19 protein-coding genes are annotated in these 16,546 nt (G+C 42.4%); 13 read left to right on the top strand and 6 right to left on the bottom strand.

Going from position 1 to position 16,546, the window contains the following annotated elements; all coding sequences use genetic code 11:
- Positions 1 to 210: 210 nt before the first annotated feature.
- Positions 211 to 372: an AGE family epimerase/isomerase gene (locus tag DMO16_RS08275; RefSeq protein WP_164988884.1), complete on the bottom strand. Its 162-nt coding sequence runs from the start codon at positions 370 to 372 to the stop codon at positions 211 to 213.
- Positions 373 to 608: 236 nt separating this feature from the next.
- On the opposite strand from DMO16_RS08275, the gene DMO16_RS24850 reads away from it, so the two are divergent.
- Positions 609 to 779 carry a hypothetical protein gene (locus DMO16_RS24850; protein ID WP_241840497.1) on the top strand — a complete coding sequence of 57 codons (171 nt, stop codon included), beginning with the start codon at positions 609 to 611 and terminating at the stop codon, positions 777 to 779.
- 199 nt (positions 780 to 978) lie between these two features.
- Here DMO16_RS24850 and DMO16_RS24195 read toward each other — a convergent pair whose 3' ends face one another.
- From DMO16_RS24195 to DMO16_RS08260, 3 genes are read right to left on the bottom strand one after another with little or no spacing between them, the layout of a single operon-like run.
- Positions 979 to 1,134 (bottom strand): hypothetical protein, encoded by a 156-nt coding sequence (locus DMO16_RS24195; RefSeq protein ID WP_156412552.1) that lies wholly within the window; start codon positions 1,132 to 1,134, stop codon positions 979 to 981.
- A gap of 52 nt (positions 1,135 to 1,186) precedes the next feature.
- Positions 1,187 to 2,218, bottom strand: a complete 1,032-nt coding sequence (locus DMO16_RS08265) for a glycosyltransferase family 2 protein (RefSeq protein WP_061968535.1) — start codon at positions 2,216 to 2,218, stop codon at positions 1,187 to 1,189.
- Between the two features lie 32 nt (positions 2,219 to 2,250).
- A complete protein-coding gene (locus DMO16_RS08260) occupies positions 2,251 to 2,514 on the bottom strand; it encodes a hypothetical protein (RefSeq protein WP_129476644.1) in 264 nt (87 codons plus the stop codon).
- Between the two features lie 153 nt (positions 2,515 to 2,667).
- Here DMO16_RS08260 and DMO16_RS08255 point away from each other — a divergent pair, with 153 nt between their 5' ends.
- Both DMO16_RS08255 and DMO16_RS08250 read left to right on the top strand, forming a co-directional pair.
- Positions 2,668 to 3,294, top strand: a complete 627-nt coding sequence (locus DMO16_RS08255) for a LysE family transporter (RefSeq protein ID WP_129476641.1) — start codon at positions 2,668 to 2,670, stop codon at positions 3,292 to 3,294.
- 55 nt (positions 3,295 to 3,349) lie between these two features.
- Entirely contained in the window at positions 3,350 to 3,688 is a 339-nt protein-coding gene (locus tag DMO16_RS08250) for a DUF5658 family protein (protein ID WP_206738076.1), read from the top strand.
- A gap of 96 nt (positions 3,689 to 3,784) precedes the next feature.
- Here DMO16_RS08250 and DMO16_RS08245 read toward each other — a convergent pair whose 3' ends face one another.
- The gene (locus DMO16_RS08245) at positions 3,785 to 5,053 is read right to left on the bottom strand and encodes a DHH family phosphoesterase (protein ID WP_129476638.1); all 1,269 of its coding nucleotides are present in this window, start codon (positions 5,051 to 5,053) and stop codon (positions 3,785 to 3,787) included.
- Between the two features lie 138 nt (positions 5,054 to 5,191).
- Between DMO16_RS08245 and DMO16_RS08240 the strand changes: the two genes are divergently transcribed.
- The 3 genes from DMO16_RS08240 (at position 5,192) to DMO16_RS24190 (ending at position 7,416) form a co-directional block, all read left to right on the top strand.
- Positions 5,192 to 6,031, top strand: coding sequence for a DUF4037 domain-containing protein (locus tag DMO16_RS08240; RefSeq protein WP_129476635.1), 840 nt, complete (start codon positions 5,192 to 5,194; stop codon positions 6,029 to 6,031).
- Between the two features lie 239 nt (positions 6,032 to 6,270).
- Complete coding sequence (locus DMO16_RS08235) at positions 6,271 to 7,245, top strand: S8 family peptidase (protein WP_129476631.1); 975 nt, start codon at positions 6,271 to 6,273, stop codon at positions 7,243 to 7,245.
- Positions 7,246 to 7,278: 33 nt separating this feature from the next.
- Entirely contained in the window at positions 7,279 to 7,416 is a 138-nt protein-coding gene (locus DMO16_RS24190) for a hypothetical protein (protein ID WP_156412553.1), read from the top strand.
- Positions 7,417 to 7,461: 45 nt separating this feature from the next.
- On the opposite strand, the gene DMO16_RS08230 is transcribed toward DMO16_RS24190, so the two are convergent.
- Positions 7,462 to 8,676, bottom strand: a complete 1,215-nt coding sequence (locus DMO16_RS08230) for an Ig-like domain-containing protein (RefSeq protein WP_129476628.1) — start codon at positions 8,674 to 8,676, stop codon at positions 7,462 to 7,464.
- Positions 8,677 to 8,840: 164 nt separating this feature from the next.
- Between DMO16_RS08230 and DMO16_RS08225 the strand changes: the two genes are divergently transcribed.
- The 7 genes from DMO16_RS08225 to DMO16_RS08195 all read left to right on the top strand — a co-directional run bounded on the left by DMO16_RS08225 (position 8,841) and on the right by DMO16_RS08195 (position 16,515).
- Complete coding sequence (locus tag DMO16_RS08225) at positions 8,841 to 9,398, top strand: cysteine hydrolase family protein (RefSeq protein ID WP_129476624.1); 558 nt, start codon at positions 8,841 to 8,843, stop codon at positions 9,396 to 9,398.
- Positions 9,399 to 9,552: 154 nt separating this feature from the next.
- The gene (locus DMO16_RS08220; protein ID WP_061968555.1) at positions 9,553 to 10,245 is read left to right on the top strand and encodes a response regulator transcription factor; all 693 of its coding nucleotides are present in this window, start codon (positions 9,553 to 9,555) and stop codon (positions 10,243 to 10,245) included.
- Complete coding sequence (locus DMO16_RS08215; protein ID WP_129476621.1) at positions 10,223 to 12,457, top strand: sensor histidine kinase; 2,235 nt, start codon at positions 10,223 to 10,225, stop codon at positions 12,455 to 12,457. The genes DMO16_RS08220 and DMO16_RS08215 overlap by 23 nt, the downstream gene beginning before the upstream one ends.
- A 125-nt stretch (positions 12,458 to 12,582) precedes the next feature.
- The gene (locus tag DMO16_RS08210) at positions 12,583 to 13,524 is read left to right on the top strand and encodes a magnesium transporter CorA family protein (protein WP_061968560.1); all 942 of its coding nucleotides are present in this window, start codon (positions 12,583 to 12,585) and stop codon (positions 13,522 to 13,524) included.
- A 224-nt stretch (positions 13,525 to 13,748) separates the two neighbouring features.
- Positions 13,749 to 14,714 (top strand): type I pantothenate kinase, encoded by a 966-nt coding sequence (gene coaA / locus DMO16_RS08205; RefSeq protein ID WP_074440454.1) that lies wholly within the window; start codon positions 13,749 to 13,751, stop codon positions 14,712 to 14,714.
- A 257-nt stretch (positions 14,715 to 14,971) separates the two neighbouring features.
- Complete coding sequence (locus DMO16_RS08200) at positions 14,972 to 15,613, top strand: methanogen output domain 1-containing protein (RefSeq protein ID WP_241840495.1); 642 nt, start codon at positions 14,972 to 14,974, stop codon at positions 15,611 to 15,613.
- Positions 15,614 to 15,729: 116 nt separating this feature from the next.
- Positions 15,730 to 16,515 carry an alpha/beta fold hydrolase gene (locus tag DMO16_RS08195; RefSeq protein ID WP_129476615.1) on the top strand — a complete coding sequence of 262 codons (786 nt, stop codon included), beginning with the start codon at positions 15,730 to 15,732 and terminating at the stop codon, positions 16,513 to 16,515.
- Positions 16,516 to 16,546: the final 31 nt, after the last annotated feature.

The following is a 16,546-nucleotide window of genomic DNA, read 5'->3' as shown; positions in this document are numbered from 1 at the left end:
AAAAAGCCGGTGATCTCGATTGGATCGCCGGTTTTTTCTATTAAAGCGTTTTAATGATTTCATAAAAGGCGGATACAGGATGGTAATCTGTTTTGGGGGCCGTTGATTTCTTATCACTGATTTCTGGTTCTCCCTGTTAAGCAGCTTGTACCAGCCGCCATGTTCATGATCCATAAAGTTCTGGGAGGCATAGGACAACACGTTTCCCTATCATTCTTTAAATTCCGCTTGTCCAGTGCGTCGGGCAAACGGAGCAGAGGCAGATAAAGTCTCTGCAACGACCCAATGATTCTTGCCATGGTCTATTGGCTGTTTGTTTGGATCGAGAGAATAAAAGAATCCTCCATACTGCCTATCCCATCCTCTGTTCATACCTTCCCTATAAAAGCTCAAGCGCTCTTGGGAGCATCCAACCCTGAATTGGAAACAGGAGCTGAAAGAACAGAATGCTTCCATGCAAAAAGAGATTAAAAAAGAGACGATGATGAAAAGCCACTATGAGCGGAATATCGCAATTAACGAATATCGTGTCACCCATAATATAAAGCCCATGGATACAAATAAGCTATGCGGGCGGAAAAGTGATTGAGGAAAACATGATATGGCACATGTGGAAAGAATATGGATTTGCGAGCATTCTGTTGTTAATGATGGCAACCTTTGCTTTCATGATGTCCACCATCTTCCGCAATAGCTCGCTGGCCATTGGATTCTCTATCTTTTTATCGATGTCAGGCACCGTAGCGGTCCAGCTGTTGTCCAAGTACGAATGGATGTAATATATCCTGTTTGCCAACGTGGATTTAAAGCAATATTTTGATGGAACACCTCTGACAAAGGGAATGACCCTGAATTTTCCTTGGCAATGCTCGCGGTCTATTTTGTACTGTTTGTAGCGCTTTCCTTATTCAAAAAAAGAGATGTTGCTGCATAATCAAAGAAAAGGGAAGCTGGCACAATTGGCCAGCTTCCTTTTTTTCATTCTTTATTTTCCTCGTCTTTTACGGCATCTTCTATCTTACGGGCATTGCCCTTGGCATTGATCATTTCAAGAACCTCATTAAGTCCTGATTCCTCACTGCGATTTTCTGTTTCCGGTTGGTTTATCATGTTTTCTTCTTTTTTATCTCCCATTAAATAAACTCCTTTTTTTCGTAATACCCTCTACCTTCAAAGCCTACACCGATTAAGAGAGCTTTCTGCTTGATCTCAGTCTGGTCCGCAGCGGAGTTTCTGATGTTCTTTTCTGATGAAGTGCTGTGCGGTGGAGGCCGCTTTCAATACAATAACGTGGTCTTTTCTTCACTTCTTTAAATACTTTTCCCACGTATTCACCAATGAGCCCAATCGCCATCAGCTGCAGTCCGCCGATCAGCCAGAGAGAGAGGACAATAGATGTCCATCCGGGAACCGTATATCCGTTCATTTTTTGAAAAAGGGCGAAGAGTCCCGCAGCCGCACTGATGAAAAAAAACAAGAAGCCGCAAGCGGTAAGAAAGCGGATCGGTTTGATGCTGAAAGATGTTATTCCATCAAATGCAAAAGCAAGCATTTTACCAAGGGGGTACTTTGATTCTCCTGCGGCCCTTTCTTTTCGGTCGTAATAGACTTGGGCAGAGGGAAAGCCAATAAGAGGAACAATGCCCCTCATAAAAAAATTCCTTTCATCGTAGCGTTCAAGTTCCTTGAGAGCCCGCTTACTGAGGAGACGGTAATCCGCATGGTTGTAGATAAGTTCAACGCCCAATTTACTCATCAGCTTATAGAAAACTTGTGCTGTCTGTCGTTTGAACATCGTATCACTTTTGCGCTGACTCCGGATTCCGTAAACGACATCATAACCATCCCGGTATTTCAGGATAAATTCGCGGATGACATTAACATCATCCTGCAGGTCGGCATCAATGGAAATAATGCAGTCTGAAAAATTTTTGGCCTGATCCATTCCCGCGAGCAGAGCGTTTTGATGGCCTGCATTCTTTGCCAGCTTGACCCCGCTGACATGCCGGTTGGTTTTATGCATGGCGGTGATGAGCTCCCATGTTTTATCCTGGCTGCCATCATCCACGAAAAGAATGGCGCTCTCCATGGAAACCAGCGATTCTGATATCATCCCCTGAACGACGGCTGTCAGTTCCCGTGCGGTAATCATAAGCACTTCTTCTTCGTTGTAGCATGGAACGACGATGGCAAGGACCGGGGGTTTATTTTTCTGCATGTGTCATTTCTTCCTTCCTCCACGCGGCGGGATTATTCATAACGGGTTGCTTCAATGGCGTTTGTTGTTTCCTGAAGATGGCGAAGGTGTTCATGGGCATGAAACAGCTTTTGGGCATGTGTCTCTGATAATCCATCGGTTTGGCGCATTTGCTGTACCCTTTCATGGGCTTGTTCGAGAAGTTGTTTGGCCTGCTGGAATTCTGAGGGGTTGTTGCTTCCTTGTGCATCTTCGATGGCTTTTCTCGCATTTTCCACACTTTCTAAAGCTTGGGTGTACAGGTGTTGATCGTCCATTTACACTTGGCTCCTTTTCTTCTTTATCATTAACATGCGTTTTGGAGAAATTTGTTATTCGTTCTTTCCCAATTTCCTTTTCAAAAAAGGTCGTACAACCTTCTTGGCTTGAATAGACTTGTATTAATTCAAAAAAACAGGCGGAGGGCTGAAGTGGGAATATTGATAAAATATATGCTCTTGGGACTATCATTGGCTGCACCAATCGGGCCGATTAACGCTGCTCAAATGGATAAAGGCATTCGCAGCGGGTTTTGGCATGCTTGGATGGTAGGGCTGGGTGCTACCACCGCAGATGCCATTTATATGGCATTGGTTTATATGGGGCTGGTTCATTTTTTGGAAGCGCCGATGATAAAGGCCTTTCTATGGTTGTTTGGGTGTTTTGTTCTGATTTATACCGGGATTGAGAGTTTCAGGAGTTCGGCAGTAATGGTACATTCCAAAAAAAAAGAACAGGAAAAAATGAGAAAATGCTTTTTTTCCGGCTTCTTTATGTCATTAACCAATCCGCTTACCATTTTGTTTTGGCTTGGAATATACGGATCGGTCCTTGCGGAAACCGCTGCCGTTTCTCAAACGGAGCAGCTTATTCTGCACAGCTCAGCAATTTTTGGCGGCATTTTATTATGGGACTTTACGATGGCGCTGGTTGCCAGCGGTTTTCGCCGGTTCCTTGCCGATACACTTCTTAGCATGATCTCCCGTCTTTCGGGTATATCATTAATTGGCTTTGGCATTTATTTTGGATATCAGGCATTTAAGTTTCTATGGAAGTAATGCGTTACCCATAAACCATTTGTGATAGTAAGAAGCATCTGAGAAAATGAAAGAAATGCTGATGAGATGCTTTGGGGCAGTGGGAGGAGTGGCGCAGCCGATGAAATTGTACAAGTGGATCTGCTATTTGCTTGCCGTGTTTAATGTTGCGGATGCGTTTTTAACGTTCAGGCTGCTCGAACGGGGAGGAAGAGAGTTAAACCCGATTATGAGGCTTCTCTATCATTTTCATCCTTTGGCGTTTTTGGGAGTAAAGCTTCTATTCTCGATGCTCGTTATTCTTTTGTCGTTTCTGCCGCTTCGCGGCAAGTACAGCATCTTTGTGTATCTTGCTTTCGGTGTCTATCTGCTTTTGATGGGATGGCACATTTATATACTGGCTTTTCTTTCATAGCAATAAAACAGCGCACCAGCTATGAACTGCACCCCCAATTTTAGAGTGTGTCTAAAATTGGGGGTGCAGTTCACTATTGCCGGTGCGCTTTTAGATTTATGCTTTGTTGAGATGAGATCGGAAACGATCCAGCATTTCACTGTAGTTTGCCGATGTCTCTTCAAATGGTATATGAAGCCGGTTGCTTAAATATTCGACCGCTTTGTCGTCATTTAAAAGCCATGAACTGTATTGACGTTTCACGTAGTTTTCTGCCGATTGAAAATCAGAAAAAGTTTCCGAAGCAGGCTGATGATGATGAATAAGTTTCCATTGTTGATCGCTGTCCCTGAAAACGATCGTTGACTCTTTTTTATGGTTAATGAAAATGGTTCCTTTTTCATTTTCTTTAACATTTTGTTCGTTGTCATGTGCATCGGGCCGACGTGGCGGAATTTCAAAAGCGGGGAGAACAAACCTTTGAAACCCTTCAGGTGTAAGTGTGCAGCCTGAAGCTTTTGGATGTCCGCCTCCTCCAAATTGCGCTGCATATTTGGATACATCCACATGATCATAAATGGTACGGAATCCTGCTCTTTTGCCCCCGATGTTCAGGATCACGATTAGATCCAGATGGGGATTTTCACGATTCAATTCATTACCCAGCTCCGAGTGATGGCTTTCTGCATGAACGATGCCGATTCGGTAAGGTTCGCTCCCGGTTTCGTATACCGAATCCCATGTTTCAGCCATTTGCCGCTGCTTTTTCTTGATATACGCTTTTCTGCTGTCTTCCTCAAGCTGAAGAATGGTTTCTTCGGTTTGTGAAAAACGGAAGTGCTCTTCTGTTTTTAAACGTTCGATCATATCCTTTTCGAATTGTCCTTGAGGAAGAAGGAAAAACAAGTCGTTCAGACGCTTGGCATCCTCATTTTCATTCTCAAACCATTCCCAGGTATCATATTGTCTGACGAGTTCAACAAATTCCTTTAGCGCCCCTCCGTCTTTCAGAAGTCCCTTTTCAATAAAATGCTCATAAAGAAGTGAAGTGGCAGAGGTAAGCTTTCCGTCCTCCTTTTTTGCTTCAACAAAGCCCCACTCATAGCCGTTAAAGTGGTCGGCAGTAACATGGTGGTCGATCAGCTGAATTTCCCGTCCGTCTTCAAATTCCTCTTCCAGCTGGCGGGCCACCTCGTCATTCACTGCGATATCCGTTATGTAAACAGGAGTATTCTTGTGTTGTTCCAATTGTATATAATTGGCCACACGACGATTGATGTTTTCGTGTGAACAGTAGAAGGTCTCTACATTTTCCTCTCCGATTGCAAGCATTGCCACGATGCCGCAGGATTTTCCATCCAGGTCATTATGTGAAAAAAGTTTCAATTCACTAACGCCTCCTTTCTATTTCCCTATTCAATAGTATAGGCACGGGGCCTTTCTTTCAACCCAAGAAGGAATTTTCAGAAGATACCCGAATACAAAGTAGAGCAACTTCTATTATGGCTTGAAAGGAAAGAGAACATGCTATCATTAACAAATCGTGCCGATAAAATGGCAGAGATCTACCAAAAAAATGAAAACATCGCAGGTGTTTTACTTGCCGGCTCGGTTTCACGTGGCTGGGATGACAGCCATTCTGATATTGAGCTCCATATTTTGTGGAAGAAACCGCCCAGAGACAGAGATCGTCTTCAGCCCATTGAAAAGGTAAACGGCGAGATCATTGATTTTCATCCATACGAAGAAGAAGAGTGGGCGGAAACTTATATTGTCGATGGCGTAAAATTTGAAATCAGCAGCTTCCTTGTAAGTACCATTCAGGAAGTTCTTCAACAGGTCGTTCAGCAGGCAAATACAAACTATGATTTTCAATGTCTGGCTGCTTCACTTAAAGACGGAAAGATCCTGTTTGAGGAAGAACGAACGCTGTCTGCGTTAAAAGAAGAAGTGACGGCTTACCCGGCGGCACTGGCTGAAAATATGATCATCGAAAACCTTGAGTTGGGAAGCCGGTGGAATAACCGCAAAGCCCTGCTGGCTCGTAAAGATTGGCTCATGTATTATGATTTGATGACAGCGGTTCAAAAACGAATGCTCGGCATTTTATTTGGTTTGAATGGCATGTATGTTCATCATCCTGCATTCAAATGGCTGAAGCAGAGCACAGATGAAATGAAAATCGTGCCCGATCAATTATATGAAAGGTTCACATCGGTTCTTACAGACAGCCCGGAGGAAAGCATTTCTACTCTTGAAGGAGTTGTTGGGGAAGTGTATGCACTTGTCGAAACGCACTGCCCTCATCTGCCTGTAACAGAGGGTAGAAAACAGGCTGCATTTACAAGACCGGTGCATCCTTGATGTTACTGTAACTAATTACCTAGTTGAACAGAATTGTACGCGCTAATTTTCTTATCTGTCATTATTTAGCATGCATCCAATTTCTCATTTTTCTGAAATTTATTGTTTTTATCTACTTAGGGTGCTACAATCAATGCAAACACCTATTCCCCTTTCTTTGAAACTATCATTTGGGAAAAAGGCGGTTTAAAAAAATCTTTACCTGTTTTACCATCATCTTTTTAAAGGAGGAAGGACGAATGAGTGAAGTTCATTTAATTCCTTTTAAGTTAGAAGAAGTTGTACAGACAGCTGGTGAAGAAATTCCGTACGGTATTCAAATGATCAATGCTCCTGCTGCATGGGAGCAGGGATACAAGGGGAAGGATGTGGTCGTCGCGGTTCTTGATACAGGCTGCGATGTAAACCATCCGGACTTGAAAGACCGAATTATTGGAGGAAGAAATTTTACGAGTGATGATCCTGAGGACTACTTGGATGGTCACTATCATGGAACACATGTAGCAGGTACGATTGCCGCTACTTTGAACAATAAGCTAGGGGTTGCAGGCATAGCGCCGGAAGCCAAGCTTTTGATTCTCAGAGTCCTTGGAAAGAACGGAAGCGGTAGCTACCAGGGAATTATTGATGCCATCAACTATGCCGTGGAATGGCGGGGCGACAATGGCGAAAGAGTTCGGGTCATTTCCATGTCACTTGGCGGACCGGACGATATCCCCGAAATGCATGAAGCCATTAAAAACGCCACTCAAAACAATGTTATGGTCGTCTGCGCAGCAGGCAACGAAGGCGATGACAATGAAAGAACTGATGAGCAAGCCTATCCAGGGTATTATAAAGAAGTGGTCCAGGTCGGTGCTGTAGATGAACAAAAGCACTTGGCCGAGTTTTCAAATACGAATGATGAAATCGATCTTGTAGCTCCGGGAGTCAATATCCTTTCCACCTATCCTGGTGAAAAGTACGCCAAGCTCTCAGGTACATCCATGGCTACACCTCACGTTTCCGGTGCCGTGGCTGTCCTTATCCTGAAAGAGGAAGCTGAATTCGGCCGGGAGTTAACCGATCCTGAAATTTATGCCCAGCTTTGTAAGAACACCCAAACGATTGGCCTGACGAAAAAAGGAGAAGGCAACGGGTTGCTTTACTTAAAGATGGGTGAAAGAACTGATTCCGGCAACAAAACAGAAGAAACAACTACCGTTCAAAAGTAAAGCGGCTCCCAATTTTAAGAGGGGATGTTGACCATGGCGGTTTATCATGTATTGTCCTTAATGATTGGCTTTGCCACGCTGACACTAAAACTGGTGGAGGAGCGAAACCGCAGACACAGAAAAACATCACTTCCTTCCAAGAAGGAACAACCGAAACGAAAAAAAGCCTGACTTTTAAATAAAGCTGATTCTCACAAGAGAATCAGCTTTATTGTCTTATTTTGCTGTTACTTTAACTGTGGCAGCCGGGCTTACCGCATTCTTTGAATCTTTATAAGTCACCTTTAATACGGTCCCTGCTTTTTGTAGGGGAATCTTCATGGTAAACGATCCGGTCGAATTCGCTTTAACGGCACCCAGGCTCGTACTTCCTCTTTTAACGGTGATTGTGCTCAATTTTATCGCCTTTCCTGAAATCTGTCGGCTCTTGCTGTTCACAGGCATAACCGTTGGCTTAGAAAGCATTTTGGTGATATAGGGGGAGGCTATGTACCATGTGCCCTTTTGTCCGGGAACGGAAACGGGATACCAGACAAATGGGTTGGAACTGCCATTAGAACGGTCGAAGGTATATGGTCCGGCAATTGCGAGCTGGCTTCCTTTTTTTATCCACTTGAATGAACTATCAGTAGAAGGTGCTTTGCGGATCCTTACCTGGGTAAGAGAAGAATTCTCCCAGCTGGCAATTACTTTATCGTTCTTTTTGAGTCCGTATCTTGTCTCATGAAGCAGGCTGGACAGTGTATACGTTTTCTTCAGAAAACCGATATTGGCTGTGCTTTTAGGGTTATATTTAAAATCTTTAACAGAAAAAGAGGGTTTGCGAATGTTTGTATCCCCTATGAAACTCTCACTGTTCAGGTGTGTCCAGACTTTTTCCTGGTACGCATTGGTGTTCACTTTCCCGGTGCTCTGATAGAGCGGGCTGTTGACGGGCTTGGTTCCATTGTATGCCATGATCGCAAAATACCACGTTTCAAGCACGGCTTTATCCTTTGGCAGGATGGAAGGAAGATCGGACCTGTTATACATATCGTTCAACAAATCCGCACCTGCTTTCAAATTATAAGGAATATCGTACTTTAGTTTTTCGATATCATACCGCTTTTGGTTTGTAATTTGCATTACGCCAATTCCGTGGTCAGATGAAATGGCCGGTTTTCCTTTTTTATCAAATTGTTTCCATGAGGTGTTTTCCTGGGTGGCAACTGCTTTCATAATTTCGGGCGGAATACCTGCTTCAATGGCTGTCTGTGTCAGAAGACAGTTCATATGCTGTGTGGATGGGTTGGTACCTTTTTTTAAGGTGCCCAACGAGCTGCATTTCGCCTGAACATTGGAGCTCGATGCTGCCAGGGCGTGATCCTGAAAAAGTGGCAGTCCGAGAGCCAGGCAGCCCGCCAAACAGGCTTTTATAAACAAAGATTTCATAGTCAATCCTCCAAATCTCGTAATCTTCTAAATAATACCATATATTACAAGGTGAATGGTGTAAAATAATAGAATATTTTGGAATGAAGGTAAATGCGTATCCTCTAAAGAATAGATAGAGCAGAGTATGTCAAACCGAGAGAAAATAAACAGGAGATGATGGTTTGAAGCAAGCCTTGCTAATTATTGATGCACAACAGGAATTAATGGACGGAAACACAGAGAATGAGGAAGTCTATCAAAAAAAGGAAGTCATTTACACTATAAATAAGGTCATTCTTAAAGCCGGGCGTTTAAAGGTACCTGTATTGGCCGTGCGTGACCTGGACGTAGCCGGGGGGAGTGGTGATGGGTTTCTTGTTCACAGCGAGATTCAATTGCCGGCAGATACGCCTTTCTTTGACAAAAGCGCCACCAGCGCTTTTTATGGAACCGGATTGCTGGAGCATTTACAAAAACAAGAGATTGAGCATCTTGTGATTGCGGGATGCAAAACCGAGCATTGTATTGATACCGCTGTTCGCATGGCAACTGTGCTGGGGTTTGATGTCACCTTGATCAAGGAAGGACATTCCACCACATCCTCAAAGAGCTTGCGTGCCGAAAAGATTATTCAGCATCATAATGAAATTCTTCATGGACATTACAATGTGGACCATTTTTCCATGGTAAGAAGTGCCGATGAAGACGTATTCGAACCGCTTCATTACAAGTACCGATAATAGCAAACGAAAAAAGAAGACCTCATCGGGGTCTTCTTTTTTATATTAAGAAAGTCTTAAGAATTATGCTGACTGATTGTTAAGATTTACAGGTTAAGATACAGGTAATCCACAAAACAGGGCATGGTATAATTTTGAAGGGAGCGTGAGAAAAATGAGCGAATTTACAGTATTGGTTGTAGATGATGAAAAAGAGATCAGAGATGCCATTGAAATCTATTTGAAAAACGAAAAGATGAATGTCCTCCAGGCATCAGACGGCATAGAAGCCATTGAACTCTTGAATGAAGAAGTCGTTCATTTAATCATACTGGATATTATGATGCCGCGCCTTGATGGCATAGCGGCAACGTTTAGGATCAGGGAACAGAAGAACATTCCGATCATTATGCTTAGTGCAAAAAGTGAGGATACGGACAAAATCCTTGGACTTCAAATTGGAGCCGATGATTATTTGACAAAGCCTTTCAATCCCGTTGAACTGATTGCCCGGGTGAAATCCCAGCTGAGGAGGTATATGACACTGGGCACATATGAGGGAAAGAATTCGATCATAAACCTGAGCGGCCTTACTCTTGACAAGGATGCGAGAGAAGTGGCCATTCACGGGGAGGCTGTTAAGCTGACTCCAATCGAATACAGGATTGTAGAGCTTTTGATGTCCTATCCTGGGCGTGTATTTTCGATTCATGACATTTATGAACGAGTATGGCAGGAGCCTTGCTATAACGCAGAAAATACAGTGGCCGTTCATATCCGGAAAATCAGAGAGAAAATAGAGATTGATCCAAAAAATCCAAGATATTTAAAGGTGGTATGGGGTGTTGGGTACAAAATGGAAAAGTAAGCTGAGTTGGGGTGCATGGCTGCTCTTGTTTACCATCGGGTTGAGCGGTACATTAACCTTCTTGTCTCACTGGGATGCCTATCTGGGAAAGAGTTACTTTGATACGGATGAATTCCAAAGTGAGTACAATACGTTTCTGGGATATCTCCATATTTCCGAAGTCAGCAATTTGACAGGGGATGAGATGAAAGAAAAAATTACGGTTTCCGATGAAGAAATGGAGGAATACCGCTTCAGATACGGTGAGTTATCTGATCAAATCAATAGCATCCAGGAACAGTACAGACCGCAGCTGGATGAGGCGAGAGCGGATCATAATCAAAAACTTGAAAGTTATTATCAAAAGCAAAGAGACAAAAAGATTGAAGACATTCAGAAGAATTTTGAAAGTGACAAATATGTAAAAGAGAAAGTAAAAAAAGAAAAAGAGAAGCAAATCGATCATTTTATTGAAAATAAAGAAGAGGTAAAGAGGCAGTTGAAGCAATGGGATTCTTCGTTTGATTACTATTTGCAAAATAATGAGAGCGCTGAAGTATTTACCAATCTCTCCTCTTCAAATAAGCAGGATGCCTATCAAAAGTTAAACAATAGCAACATGCAGTTTGTTCAGGAATACAAAAGTGCAAGGGATCTGTCCATCTCAGATTACATGCCGCCATCGGACGATATTGGAGAGGGTCCAAATTATGATAATACTGTTACTGATGTTTTATCAGATGAAAAACCGGTGCTGATCGGAAAAATTGGTGTGCCGAAATCCTTGCCAAAGACCAGCATGATCTACGAGCAGTATCATATGTACCAGATCAATCAGCTCTTTTTTTACCTCTACAGTACTGTGGGTGTGTTTGGTTTAGCTATAAGTATCTGGCTTGCAAGAAAATACCGTTTGCTGGCTGCTATTGGTGAACTGCCAATTAAAAACGTTTACCGAAAAGTGCCGATTGATCTAAAAGTAGCATCCTTACTTTTATTTGTTTTTGTTCTCATGGTATCCGTCGGTAACATTTTTACTTTTACTTTATACGGCGACTATTCAGTTATGATCAAAAATACGCTTTTTGATATTTTATTTACAAGCATTGTTGCAGGGCTGATCTTGATTCAAGTGGTTTGCCTCCGTGAAGAGATAAAAGAAAACGGCCTGACTAGAGCAGACTTGAAGCATTCTCTTATTTACCGGTTATGGATGGATGTGCTGAAGGCTTTTCATTCATTAGGATTTGCTTTTCAAATTCTAGTTTTGCTTGGTATTGTATTTGCCTCCGGCTTTGGTGTGGGCTTCATTATGTACAACGACCAGCTTATCGGACTCTATCTAATACTCTTTGTGGTGGTTACGGTACCGCCATTGTTACTGTTGCTTCGGAAGATTTCTTACTTAAACCGGATTGTTATTTATTCTTCCGATTTGGCTGCCGGGAAGATGGAGCCGGATTTGAAGGCCAAAGGAAATTCTCCGCTCGCCGCGCTGGCAAGGAACATTAACACACTGAAGCATGGTGTAAAGGCATTGCAGAAGTCCGAAGCAAAAAGTGAACGGCTGAAAACAGAGTTGATCACCAATGTAAGCCACGATTTACGAACACCGCTCACCTCGATCATTTCTTACACGGAGTTGTTAAAAACACCGAATCTCGATCAGGACAGCCAAAAGGCGTACGTTGAAATTATTGATAGGAAATCAAAACGGCTCAAAGTCTTGATTGATGATTTGTTTGAAGCATCAAAAATGGCGAGCGGAAATATTGAACTTGTCCGAACAAAAGCAGATATCGTTCAAATGCTGCAGCAGGCACTTGCTGAAAATGATGAAGCCATAGAGAAATCCAATTTGCAGTTCAGACTGTCATTTTCTGAGCAGCCAATCCATGCAAATGTCGATGGACAAAAAATGTGGCGTGTATTTGATAATCTGATCGGAAATGCGTTGAAATATTCCCTAGATCGTACGAGAGTATATATCGAAATTGAACAAAAACAGGATGAAGTGATCATCTCGTTTAAAAACATTACAAAATATGAGTTGGGGGGCAACACGGAGGAGCTGTTTGAACGGTTCAAAAGAGGGGACACCTCACGACATACGGAAGGATCAGGCCTTGGCCTGGCGATTGCCAAATCGATCGTTGATCTTCATGAAGGCCAGATGGACGTGGAAGTGGACGGAGATTTATTTAAAGTGATAATCCGGCTGGATGCGGTATAAAATGAAAGATAGCTAAAGAAGCGGACGATGCCGCTTCTTTTTGATATCCGGAAAAATCTTTTGTTTACATTTCTATAAGGTTCTGTTTTATTATAGGAATAGACTGAATGTAAGAGGTATAACTTATGCTAAATGTTTATTACACTGACACCGCAAACCAACTAACAGAAGTGGAAGACATTCAAAAAGGATGCTGGATCAATCTTATTGCACCGACCAATGAAGAAATTAACTGGGTGGTTGAGAAAATTGGAATCGATCCGGACTTCCTGAGAGATGCCCTGGATGAAGAAGAACGTTCCAGGGTAGAAAAAGAAGCAAATACCGTAAGTGTTATCGTGGACCTGCCGATTTTGGATTCAGACGAGAACGGAGTACAGTATGATACCTTTCCGCTTGCGATGATATCCACCGATTCTCATTTTATAACGGTTTGCCTGAGAGAAAACCCGATTCTGGAGCTGTTTGCCAAGCGAAAAGTAAAAAACTTTTACACGTATAAAAAAACGCGTTTTGTGTTTCAGCTGCTTCAGATGATTGCTACTTATTATTTGCGTTACCTGCGGCAAATCAACCGGAAGACAGAGCAAATCGAATATGAATTACGGCAGACACTGAAAAATGAGGATCTCTTTGAACTGCTCAGGCTTGAGAAATCTCTCGTGTATTTTGCCACTTCCCTTAAATCAAATGATGCTGTACTTGAAAAATTGCTGAAGGTCAGCTACTTGAAAATGTATGAAGAAGACAAGGATCTGCTTGAAGACGTTATTATCGAAAACAAGCAGGCGATTGAAATGAGCCTTATATACAGAAATATATTAAAAAGCCTTATGGATGCTTTCTCTTCGGTAATATCGAATAACCTGAACGTAGAAATGCGCTTTTTAACGTCCATTACGATTATCCTTGCTTTGCCTACCATGGTAGCGAGCTTTTATGGAATGAACATTCCGTTGCCGTTTCAGAAATATCCGCATGCGTTTTTTGTAAGCCTGTGTGTTGCTTTTACCATATCGGGATTGGTTGCCTTTATCTTTTGGAAAAAGCGCTTCTTTCGGAAATAGAAAATCATTCTGCGGAAGGGAACTTTTCTCAATAAAGTTCTCTTTTTGTTCGCTTGATAGCGAAAACGCTTTCCTATGGAAGGGTAATGGGTTTACAATCAGGTTATCTTATCTTTAAAATTATGTTAACATTGTAAAGCGATATGATACTTAAATTGAAGTGTATCCTATGAACGATGATATAGAATATTAAGCATAGTGATCCAAAAAAGGAGATGCCAGCAATGAGCCAGACCATGTTAGAGAATGAGTCGCTGTCTCCCTACCTTTCTTTTACCAGGGAAGAATGGGCGGGCTTGTATTCGGCCGATATACAACCGTTAACAGAATGGGAAGTGTCGGAACTTCAGGGAATCAACGAAAATGTATCCCTCAATGAGGTCTCGTCCATTTATTTGCCATTGTGCCGGTTGCTTAACCTATATGTCACCTCTTCACAGCAGCTTCATCTGCAATCGAATGCATTTTTGCGCAAGCAAATGAAGAAGCCACCGTTCATCATCGGGATTGCCGGAAGTGTAGCGGTAGGCAAAAGCACAACGTCCCGGATCATTCAGGCGCTTCTGTCCAGATGGCCCAACACGCCAAAGGTTGAACTTGTTACAACCGACGGCTTTCTTTATCCAAATGCTGTTTTGGAGCAAAAAGGGCTGATGGGGAAGAAAGGATTTCCAGAAAGCTACGATTTAAAAGGACTGATCCAGTTTTTGTCCCAATTGAAATCAGGAAAGCCGGTCGTGGAAGCTCCCATCTATTCTCACTTGGAATATGATATTTTGCATGACCAGGTACAAACCATTTCTGAACCCGATATTGTTATTGTAGAAGGTATTAATGTACTGCAGGTTCCGAAACAAAAAAGAAGCAAAAAACAAAATACACAAATCTTCGTTTCAGATTTCTTTGATTTCTCCCTTTATGTGGACGCGGACGAAGAGGAAATCAAGCAATGGTATGTGGATCGATTTAAAATCTTGAGAAACACCGCTTTTCAAAGCCCGGTATCCTATTTCCACCGTTATGCCGATCTGAATGATGAGGAAGCGATTGAATTTGCACTTAATATTTGGAATACCATTAACGGATTGAATTTGCGTGAAAACATCCTTCCGACCAAGTATCGGGCGCATCTAATTCTGGAAAAAGGAAAAAATCATTCCGTATCCGGGGTTAAAATGAGAAAAATGTAGTCAAAAAAGACGGCAAACGCCGTCTTTTTTGATGAACTCTTTGGAACGAGACATAGCGTGGAAAGAAACAGGGTATACAGTAGGAGTCGACCGAAAATTGAGCCTATATTACAAAATTTGTATCTATTTTCTCATTTTTATGAGAGGTGATATAGAGTATGGTAATAGTACAATACTTACTAAAAAGTAACTAATTATCTTTTGGCGACTAAGCAGCAACTACTTTTAGAATGAATACCCGCATGGGAGCTGATGTTGTGAAAGATTCCGAATTGAATAAACATGTCTTTTTGGCCAAACTGATTACACAGTATGCAAGAGTTCATCGGAAAGCAGTGGGTCCTGTTGCCGAAGAATATATCCGTCAGATTGGTATACGAACGGGAGAGTGGATAGAGGGCTATTACAAGGGTTACAGCAGCCCGTGGACTATTGAGCAATATGTGGATATTCTGATCGATTTGAAAAATAAAATAGGCGGTCAGTTTGAAATTTTATCCATAGATGGTGACCGAATCGTGATGAAGGCGATTCAATGTCCCTTTGGAGATGACGTAACTCATGCGCCCCACCTTTGCATGATGACGTCCAGCGTATTCGGCGGGATTGCTGCAAGACATTTCGGTTACGGCAAAGTTTCACTCAGGAAACAAATGGCTCTTGGACACGAAAATTGTGAAATTGCGATTTATTTATCGCCAGATGATTCGGAAGAGGGGATTGAGTATAAAGATTTGGCCATTTCCCCCGCTCAGGCAGATCCTTTCCTCTGGGAAGAAGAAACCATCACCATGCTGAACGAAGAGCTAAAACGGACGGATGAATTAATGATCAAATTACTTGACGAGTTGGAAGAATTAAGGGGAAAAGTAAAAGAGGATGGAAAAATGAAGAGATAGAGAATTCAGAATGTTAATGCGTGTGGTGATAAACAGCACGCTTTTTTTATACACCAGAACGTTTGAAAGAAAGTATGAAAGGTTAAGGAGAACTATAGGAAAAGGAGTGGAGTAATGTGAAACTCAAAACAGCTAACCTAGACAAAAGGAAACTCGCTTATATTGATGAAGGAAAAGGAGAAGCCATCGTGTTGCTTCACGGTTTTTGTGGAAGCCATGAATATTGGGAGGAAGTGGTCCCCAAGCTTGCTAAAGAATACCGTGTAATTGCACCTGATTTGCGTGGGCATGGAAAATCATCGGTCAGTGATTCTGCATGTGCCGTGGAGGATTTTTCTGAGGATATCAAGGATTTGCTCGGGCATTTAGGATTGGATAAAGTCACCATGCTGGGACATTCACTGGGAGGTTATATTACTTTAGCGTTTGCTGATCATCAAAGCAACCGGCTGAAAGGGTATGGACTGATTCATTCCACTGCCTTTCCAGACGATGAAGCCGGCCGGTTGAAGAGAGACCGTACCATTGAGCAAATACAGGAAAACGGAATTAACTCAGTGATTGATCCATTGATACCCAACCTGTTTGCACCCGATACTACGCTGACTGATAAAATAGAGAAGGCGAAACAAATCGGATATGATACTCCGCCTGAAGGAGCCATTACTGCGTCCATTGCCATGAAAAACAGGCCCAATCGCAATGACGTCCTCCAGAACTCAAATATTCCGGTTCTATTGGTGGCAGGTGAAAGTGATCAAGTGATTCCACCAGAGAAAACATTTTCAGTTTCCAAGGAGAATATTACCCAAGTGACCTTACCAAGGACCGGGCACATGGGAATGTATGAAGCCACAGATGCTCTGATCGAAGAAATCACCGAATTTATGAAAAAAATATAATAAAAAAAGGCTCCTGATAATTCAGGAGCCT

Origin of the sequence: Fictibacillus sp. S7 (genome assembly GCF_004127935.1) — a bacterium.
Classification (GTDB): Bacteria; Bacillota; Bacilli; order Bacillales; family Fictibacillaceae; genus Fictibacillus_C; species Fictibacillus_C enclensis.
This window is presented reverse-complemented; position numbering and strand designations above follow the sequence as displayed.

Coding starts and splice junctions, on each gene's coding strand:
- DMO16_RS08275 (WP_164988884.1), bottom strand. CDS start 372: ATGAACAGAGGATGGGATAGGCAGTATGGAGGATTCTTTTATTCTCTC.
- DMO16_RS24850 (WP_241840497.1), top strand. CDS start 609: ATGTGGAAAGAATATGGATTTGCGAGCATTCTGTTGTTAATGATGGCA.
- DMO16_RS24195 (WP_156412552.1), bottom strand. CDS start 1,134: ATGGGAGATAAAAAAGAAGAAAACATGATAAACCAACCGGAAACAGAA.
- DMO16_RS08265 (WP_061968535.1), bottom strand. CDS start 2,218: ATGCAGAAAAATAAACCCCCGGTCCTTGCCATCGTCGTTCCATGCTAC.
- DMO16_RS08260 (WP_129476644.1), bottom strand. CDS start 2,514: ATGGACGATCAACACCTGTACACCCAAGCTTTAGAAAGTGTGGAAAAT.
- DMO16_RS08250 (WP_206738076.1), top strand. CDS start 3,350: ATGCTGATGAGATGCTTTGGGGCAGTGGGAGGAGTGGCGCAGCCGATG.
- DMO16_RS08240 (WP_129476635.1), top strand. CDS start 5,192: ATGCTATCATTAACAAATCGTGCCGATAAAATGGCAGAGATCTACCAA.
- DMO16_RS08235 (WP_129476631.1), top strand. CDS start 6,271: ATGAGTGAAGTTCATTTAATTCCTTTTAAGTTAGAAGAAGTTGTACAG.
- DMO16_RS24190 (WP_156412553.1), top strand. CDS start 7,279: ATGGCGGTTTATCATGTATTGTCCTTAATGATTGGCTTTGCCACGCTG.
- DMO16_RS08230 (WP_129476628.1), bottom strand. CDS start 8,676: ATGAAATCTTTGTTTATAAAAGCCTGTTTGGCGGGCTGCCTGGCTCTC.
- DMO16_RS08220 (WP_061968555.1), top strand. CDS start 9,553: ATGAGCGAATTTACAGTATTGGTTGTAGATGATGAAAAAGAGATCAGA.
- DMO16_RS08210 (WP_061968560.1), top strand. CDS start 12,583: ATGCTAAATGTTTATTACACTGACACCGCAAACCAACTAACAGAAGTG.
- coaA (WP_074440454.1), top strand. CDS start 13,749: ATGAGCCAGACCATGTTAGAGAATGAGTCGCTGTCTCCCTACCTTTCT.